The sequence below is a fragment of the Bacillota bacterium genome, assembly GCA_024655925.1.
Taxonomy (GTDB): Bacteria; Bacillota; DTU025; order DTU025; family JANLFS01; genus JANLFS01.
Genome location: JANLFS010000028.1, coordinates 3,250 through 8,786, shown reverse-complemented (window position 1 = coordinate 8,786; position 5,537 = coordinate 3,250). Strand labels below are relative to the sequence as shown.

The following is a 5,537-nucleotide window of genomic DNA, read 5'->3' as shown; positions in this document are numbered from 1 at the left end:
GTGCCATGTTGGTTGATAACAATTGTATAGATAATGCACAAAACACTGGCAATAGCGGAGTCCTGCACGGAATAATCGTCGAAGCCAGGAGCAATACTTCTATTGTTAGATGAGTCGAACACAAAACGTGGAGTTGTGCCGAATGCTGCTCAACAAGGTGGAGATCTGCGGGGTAAACACCTCCAAACTGCCGGTGCTCTCCGGAGCTAAGATGAGAGAATTGCTCGAGGCAGTCCGAGGCGGTGACCAGGACGCGAGAAACCGTCTGATATACGGCAACCTGCGCCTGGTGCTTTCGGTGATTCAGAGGTTCACCAACCGCGGCGAGTACGTGGACGACCTCTTCCAGGTGGGATGTATAGGGCTGATAAAGGCCATCGACAACTTCGACCTGTCCCAGAACGTCAAGTTCTCCACCTACGCGGTGCCAATGATCATAGGGGAAATCAGACGGTATCTCCGCGACAACAACCCCATCCGAGTATCGAGGTCGCTCAGGGACATCGCTTACCGAGCCCTGCAGGTCCGCGACAGGCTGATCAACGAGAATTCCAGAGAGCCGAGCATAAACGACATCGCCAAGGCCTTGGACGTGCCGCGGGAGGAAGTCGTGTATGCCCTGGACGCGATCCAGGAGCCGATCTCATTGTTTGAACCAATCTACCACGACGGCGGTGACCCCATGTATGTGATGGACCAGGTGAGCGACGACAAGAACACCGATACGAATTGGCTCGAAGGCATATCTATCAAGGAGGCCATGTCGAAGCTGAGCGAGAGGGAGCGCCTGATCCTGAAGCTCAGGTTCTTCGAGGGCAGGACGCAGATGGAGGTCGCGGAGGAGATCGGTATATCACAGGCTCAGGTGTCCAGGCTGGAGAAGGCGGCACTGAAGCACATGAGGAAATCCATGTAGCGGGGAGGTGACGAAGGTGGGCCGGGAACTCCGGATCAGGGCTATCACGTGTGGTATCATCGTCGCATGTGCCCTCTTGTCGTGCTCGGCGGCTCGGGTTACTCTCTCGCCTGAACGCGATGAGTCTGTACACGCCTACAACCCGACCAACCTGATCCGCCTCCACGTGGTCGCGGCGGGAGCAGCAATTGTTGAAGATAGATGTCCGAAACGCGGTGCTCGCGGAGGCAGGGAGGATCCTCCAGGGCGTCCCGGACGCCCGGGCTGCGGCGCTCGCCCTCCAGGCGAACCTCGGCAGGATCGAGGAAGCGGCCCGAGTACGGGTGGCCGAGCGAGGTTACGCGCTTCCGGTCACCGCATCCCTCGGTCGTTTTCCGTTTCCACCCACAGACTACGGACACACTCGGTTGCCTGAAGGCGACTACTTGGCCCTTAGGGTTACCGTGGGGGAAGGTATCGGATCGAACTGGTGGTGTGTCCTCTTCCCGCCCCTGTGCTTTGTGGACGTGGAGAGAGCATGCATAGTCCAGAAGACTGCGGACACCGAGAACAGCACGGTGCGGTTCGAACTCGCAACTAGACTGTTCGACCCCGGACTGCACGGGCTCGCCTCCGCGGCGACGATACACGAGATTGCAGGGAGAGAGCCGGGGATGACTCTTGCCCAAGTCTCATGGGAGATGCCCGCCTGGGTGGCAAGGTTGGTGGGCCTGCCCGATTTCCGGCAGGCAAAAAACTGACCGAAGATGACGTGCTGGGTGCGCACCACGGAACTGGCCTTCGCATATTATGATGAGGGCCAGTTTGTGTTTTGGGGGTGGTGGTCACATGATCCAGCGTGCGTCCGAGCTGAGGGTAAAGGAAGTAGTAAGCGTCAATGACGGCAAACGGCTGGGCTACATATTCGACCTGGAAATCGACGTCGATACTGGACAGGTCAGAAGCTTTATCATTCCCGGAGGAGGGAGACTATTGGGATTCCTGGGGCGCGGGGAGGAGTTTGTGATCGGGTGGGACAAGATACGCAAGATTGGCATGGATGTGGTGCTCGTGGACGATTCGGACCTTGAAACAGAAAGCGGGTGATGCTATACTTGCGCCTGCTGGGGGCGATGTAGATGTTCAACTGCGTACCTGAGGATTGCAGCACCATCCTCTTGCGTACGGCCGGAGAGGTCCTCTATGTGAAGTTCAGTTTCCTCAACGACCTGATAGAAGGGCGGGCTGATTCCGGAAAGCTCGAGGACCTCCAGATTCTGGGCCGTACGGGCTGGACCCAGATTATATCTGTCTCCCGCCGGAAGCTGTGGGAAGGGGAACCTCTGTTCCACGTGTCTACCAGGTCGGGCAAGCTCTCTCTCACCGGCGAGCACCGGGTGGCCCTCCGGCGGGGAGGGCGCGAGGTGGTCCTGCCCGTCAGAGAGATCGGGGCCGGGGACGCCCTCCTGGCAAGGCCCCCATCCAAGATCAGGGGCGGCAAACCCGTTCTGGACGCGGGAGCGCCTCTGCAAGCCGTTGGAATCCTCTCAATGGAGCGGGCAACCGGGTACACCGGGTACGTCTACGAACTCGAGACCGGTGACCACTGGTTCTTCGCCAACGACTTCCTGGTACACGATTTATGCTATAATCAGGACTAAGTGTTGATCATCTGCGGAGGTGCCGGGTCTTGGGCCTGACGGTCAGATGCCGGGGACTCGAGGAGACGGGCATCGTGAGGCATGGTTTCACCACGAAGCAGGCCGGGAACATGAGTCTGGTGAGTCTTCTGCCGGGTGAGACGCCGGATCAGGTCCTCAGCAACCGTGCCTTAGCTGCGGCTGAGATTGGGGTGGATCCGAGGTCACTCATCTTTGGCCAGCAGGTTCACGGCAGCAATACTGAGGTGGTGGGCCCGAGCGACCGCGGACGTGGAGCAACGTCCGCGGGGGATTCCATTCCCCGGACCGACTGCCTCTGCACGCGCCATCCCGACGTCCCCATTGCTGGGCTCTTCGCGGACTGCGCTCCTGTTCTTGTGGTCGACCTCAGGACTCCGGCGGTGGGTCTCGCGCACGCCGGCTGGAGGGGCACTGTTGGAGGCGCTCTCCCGTCACTACTATCCACCATGGCCCGAGCTTTCGACACTGCGCCTGGTTACTGCCTGGTCTGCATCGGACCGTCGATCCGGAAGTGCTGCTACCGCGTGGGGGAGGATGTAACGGAGGCCTTTCGCGTTGCGGGAATCCCGGGCGCCGGTGGTGAGCATCTTGATCTCGTTGAGGCCGTTCGTGACCAGGCAATCCGAGCGGGTGTGCCCCCCGGTCAAATCCTGGCAATGCCCGATTGCACCTCGTGCTCGCCCGGGACGTTCTTCTCGCACAGAGCCTCCAGAGGCGGCCCGGGAAGGATGGCGGCCGTAATAGCTCTGGTTTGAGGGAGACGGGATCGGATGCCTACGGACCTACGCAGGCGGAGGATGGAAGAACGAAGTTCCGCGGAGCACTGGCAAAACGTCTTCATAACCGCCGTGGCCGCTTTCCTGGTCGCGGTGCTTTCGTATGCTGTCTTCGTCCTCATCTGTCCACGCACTGTGGGCAGGTTCGCCTCGAGTGCAGTAGCCCGCCGCGGTTCAATAGAGAATGAGGTAACCGGGACCGGGATGATTGTCCGGGACGAGCGAGTTGTGATCACGCCCATAAGCGGCGTCGTGCATTTCCACCTCGATGACGGAGTGAAGACCGCATCTGGGGAGGCGGTGGCGGAGATCCGCGACACCGCTCTGCTCTCACGAGTCGGGCCGGATGCTGACAAGGTCCAAAAGGAAGTGGACTCTTTCGTGCAGGCAGTGGCCCTTCGCGAGAGGCGGGAGCGAGAAAGACTGAACGCGGTTCGAGTCCAAATCGCGGTTAAAGAGGAGGAACTGCGAGCCTACGTTGAGCGCAAGGATGCCAAGAATGCGAACAGGATACATGATGACCTTTCGGTCCTGCGCGCTCAGGAAGCAGCGATCCAGGCCTCGATAGTCCGGACGCGAGAGGAGATCGAGTCCGCTCAAAGAGCGGTGGCAGAGGCGAAACGGCAATCGGATGTGGCGATGGGACGCGCCCTCGCTGTGCTTCGTAGCTTTGAGGCTTCTCTCATAAGCCGGTACACGGACGGTCTCGAGGGACTCCTCCGCCCAGATGACCCGGACCTGCTCATGCACGACCCGTCCAAACTCCGCCCCAATCCGTGCCGCCTCGAGGACGGCCAATATGTCGCAGCTGGGAACGCCGTGTTCCGTGAGATTCAGAACTACCGCACCCACGTGGTGGTCTTTGCAGAATTCCCGGACGGCGCTCCCCCGGAACCTGGCCGGAGGGTCCGAGTGAGGTTCCCCAGGCTGGCAACGGAGGCGGTGGGGGCGACAGTACTAAGTTTGCAGAAGAGGCAAGGCACTGCCCACGAGTGGGCGGTGCATGTTGCCCTGGACCGGTATGCCACCAGTCTCACCGACACAAGGTTCGAAGAGGTCAGATTGGTTACTGGGCTTTTCGAAGGTATACTGGTCCCGGCACCTGCTGTTGTTGAGCGCGGTGGCTCAACCGGGGTCTACGTTCTCCGCAGCGACAGGTTCAGCTTCCGGGAAGTGGAAGTATTGGCCACGGACGGGGAATCCACGGTCGTCCGGGGCATCACAGAGGGGGACCGCGTCCTAGCTAGGCCCTAGGCTTGAGCGGGAGGAATACCCCGGATGGTGAAGAATACCTATGCACGGCGGAAGACAGGTGACTACGATTGGGGCTAATCGCCGATAACGTCTCAAAGGTGATGGAGAACATCCAACGTGCAGCGCGCCGCGGAGGACGCGACCCCGGCGAAGTCAGGCTCGTCGCGGTGACGAAAGGCGTCGAAAGCTCTCGCGTGAGTGAGGCCGTGGCTGCTGGAGTGCGTGTCGTGGGCGAGAACCGGGTGCAGGAAGCACGAGATAAGGCCCCCCAGGTTGAGGGCAACCCCGAGTGGCATCTAGTGGGTAGCTTGCAGACTAACAAGGTGAGGCACGCCCTCGAGCTCTTCTCGATGATCCAGTCGTTGGACAGCATCAAACTTGCCCGCGAATTAGACAGGCGGTGCCGGGCGGCCGGAAGGGCCTTCGTCGAGACGCTCCTCCAGGTGAACGTGGCGAGAGAGCCGACCAAGCACGGCGTGCCTCCTGAAGGCGCCCGGGACTTCATTGAGGCAATGCCGGGCTTCGACAGGGTCAAGGTTGTGGGGCTCATGGTGATCCCCCCTTACTCCCCTGACCCGGAGGCGTCCAGAGAGTGGTTTCGGGCGGCGGCGCGCTTACGGGATGAACTCCGGGAGGCCGGGGTCCCGAATGTCTCTATGGATCATCTGTCCATGGGGATGTCCGGAGACTACGAGATTGCCGTGGAGGAAGGCGCCACAATAGTACGAGTGGGAACTGCCATATTCGGGGCTAGATCCACCTGAGATCGCCCGGGCAGGGAGTGACGAATCTGTCAGAACTTGCTGAAGCCGTGAGTAGATGCATAGAGATGGGAAGACCTGTGCCACTGGGCTTCCTCGACCCCGAAGACCTCAAGGCGGTGGAGGAGACCTTGAACCGCGCGGTAGGCGACACCGCCCACGCGGTTCA

Annotated in this window: 7 protein-coding genes; all 7 read left to right on the top strand. The window is 60.4% G+C overall.

Annotated elements, in window-relative coordinates:
• Positions 1-142: 142 nt before the first annotated feature.
• The 7 genes from sigG (at position 143) to NUW23_05985 (ending at position 5,371) form a co-directional block, all read left to right on the top strand.
• A complete protein-coding gene (gene sigG / locus NUW23_06015) occupies positions 143-916 on the top strand; it encodes an RNA polymerase sporulation sigma factor SigG (protein MCR4425733.1) in 774 nt (257 codons plus the stop codon).
• 191 nt (positions 917-1,107) lie between these two features.
• A complete protein-coding gene (locus NUW23_06010) occupies positions 1,108-1,656 on the top strand; it encodes a stage II sporulation protein R (GenBank protein MCR4425732.1) in 549 nt (182 codons plus the stop codon).
• Positions 1,657-1,747: 91 nt separating this feature from the next.
• A complete protein-coding gene (locus NUW23_06005) occupies positions 1,748-2,002 on the top strand; it encodes a YlmC/YmxH family sporulation protein (GenBank protein MCR4425731.1) in 255 nt (84 codons plus the stop codon).
• Between the two features lie 32 nt (positions 2,003-2,034).
• Positions 2,035-2,556 (top strand): Hint domain-containing protein, encoded by a 522-nt coding sequence (locus tag NUW23_06000; GenBank protein ID MCR4425730.1) that lies wholly within the window; start codon positions 2,035-2,037, stop codon positions 2,554-2,556.
• Between the two features lie 29 nt (positions 2,557-2,585).
• Positions 2,586-3,332, top strand: coding sequence for a polyphenol oxidase family protein (locus tag NUW23_05995; protein ID MCR4425729.1), 747 nt, complete (start codon positions 2,586-2,588; stop codon positions 3,330-3,332).
• Positions 3,333-3,374: 42 nt separating this feature from the next.
• Positions 3,375-4,607 carry a hypothetical protein gene (locus tag NUW23_05990; GenBank protein ID MCR4425728.1) on the top strand — a complete coding sequence of 411 codons (1,233 nt, stop codon included), beginning with the start codon at positions 3,375-3,377 and terminating at the stop codon, positions 4,605-4,607.
• A 68-nt stretch (positions 4,608-4,675) separates the two neighbouring features.
• Positions 4,676-5,371, top strand: a complete 696-nt coding sequence (locus NUW23_05985) for a YggS family pyridoxal phosphate-dependent enzyme (GenBank protein MCR4425727.1) — start codon at positions 4,676-4,678, stop codon at positions 5,369-5,371.
• The last annotated feature ends 166 nt before the right edge of the window (positions 5,372-5,537 follow it).

What these genes read in the sequence shown, in the direction of transcription:
- NUW23_06000 (MCR4425730.1), top strand. Translation starts at nt 2,035, where the DNA reads ATGTTCAACTGCGTACCTGAGGATTGCAGCACCATCCTCTTGCGTACG.
- NUW23_05990 (MCR4425728.1), top strand. Translation starts at nt 3,375, where the DNA reads ATGGAAGAACGAAGTTCCGCGGAGCACTGGCAAAACGTCTTCATAACC.
- sigG (MCR4425733.1), top strand. Translation starts at nt 143, where the DNA reads ATGCTGCTCAACAAGGTGGAGATCTGCGGGGTAAACACCTCCAAACTG.